We start from the raw sequence: 406 nt of genomic DNA, 5'->3' as shown, positions 1-406 counted from the left end.
TTGTTCACGAATTATGGATTCAAAAATCACACTTAGAAAAATCTGAGCTCAATTGATAACGTACACATTTGTATGCAAAAAAGGCCTGGATAATAACTTATCCAGGCCTTTTTAAATCAGATTTAGATTGCTTTTGATTGTTGTTCTTTTAATTCTTTAACCCGTTGGTCGATCATATCGATGACTTTTTTACGATCAGCTTCGTTTTCAACGAAGTCTAATACGTCGCCGTCGATTTGCATCTTAGGACTTTCATCATAAGAGTCGTACCAAGCGTCATAACGGCTGTTTAATTCCTTGTAATAGTCGTAGAGGGTTGGATCGGCTTCTAATTGTTCATAAGAACGACCACGTTTTTGAATCCGTGAGAGCATTGTTTCGAAACTAACGCGGACATGGATTAATA

General features: G+C 36.9%; 1 protein-coding gene. It reads right to left on the bottom strand.

The genetic code is table 11. The features are described from left to right. Positions 1-122: 122 nt before the first annotated feature. Positions 123-406: deoxynucleoside kinase (locus FCS21_RS17955; RefSeq protein WP_171035759.1), on the bottom strand; the 284-nt coding region annotated here is incomplete at its 5' end.

This window comes from Colwellia ponticola, assembly GCF_005885605.1.
GTDB classification, from domain to species: domain Bacteria; phylum Pseudomonadota; class Gammaproteobacteria; order Enterobacterales; family Alteromonadaceae; genus Colwellia; species Colwellia ponticola.
Note: the sequence above shows the minus strand (reverse complement) of the source record. Positions and strands in the feature narration are given on the sequence as shown.